At 61.2% G+C, this 994-nt stretch carries 1 protein-coding gene; it reads left to right on the top strand.

Going from position 1 to position 994, the window contains the following annotated elements:
* The coding region (locus tag SxD43FB_RS23750) for an IS66 family transposase (protein ID WP_141249645.1) at positions 1 to 847 on the top strand (847 nt) is incomplete at its 5' end.
* Between the last annotated feature and the right edge of the window lie 147 nt (positions 848 to 994).

Genomic DNA, 994 nt, shown 5'->3' with positions numbered 1-994 from the left:
TACACCGATCCGCGTGCTGGCTCCGGAACGACGCGCCAAGGGTATCGGCAAGGGTGTGATGCAAGGGCGGATCTGGGGCTATGTCTGTGATCAGCGGCCTTGGGCCGGCACCGCGCCGCCTGGCGTCGTCTACCGCTATGCGCCCAACTGGAAAGCCGAGCACGTGCTGGCTCACTTGGGCAGCGCAAGCGGTATCCTACAAGCCGATGCCTACAAAGGCTATGCAAAGCTCTACGAACCCGTCGCGGATGGTGAGCCTCGCTTCCGGGAAGCGGCCTGCTTTGCGCATTGGCGACGCGATTTTCATGACATCTGGACATCGCAAAAATCTGAGATCGCGCACGAGGCGCTCGAGCGTATCGGACAACTCTACGACATCGAGCGCAAGATCGCGGGCCAGCCTGCCGATATCCGCCGGGCAGTACGCCAGGAGCTGAGCCGACCCAAGCTCGACGCTCTGCATAGCTGGGCCGAGAAGCAACTCACCCGTATCTCGACCAAGGGGGACCTGGCGAAGGCCTTTCGCTACGCCCTGGGGCGCTGGCACGCCTTCAGCCTCTTTATCGACGATGGACGCGTCGCCATCGATAACAACGCTGCCGAGCGGGCCGTCAGGCCCATATGCCTGGGCAAGAAGAACTGGTTATTCGCCGGCTCCGAAACAGGCGCCGAAACCCTCGCCCGCGCCATGACGCTGATCGAAAGCGCCAAAATGAACGGTCTCGATCCACAAGCATACATCACCGACTTGCTCAATCGCATCCACGATCACAAGATCAACAGGATCGACGAGCTGTTACCCTGGAACTGGGTGCCGCTCACCATCCCGCTAGCACTGGCCGCCTGATGGCCGCCGTCACTTCCTTGCTCACCCTCGACTATGTCGCCAGGATACTCGACGAGAACGTGGAGTTGCTGGAAGCCATCGTTTCAAACGACGACAACCTCACCTACGGCGCCATCGTCAGCGTCCACACCGGTCTGGACGAGTCCA

Source organism: Sphingobium sp. D43FB (assembly GCF_002312805.1).
Classification (GTDB): domain Bacteria; phylum Pseudomonadota; class Alphaproteobacteria; order Sphingomonadales; family Sphingomonadaceae; genus Sphingobium.
The sequence above is the reverse complement of the archived record's forward strand: the minus strand, read 5'-3'. Positions and strand labels throughout refer to the sequence as shown.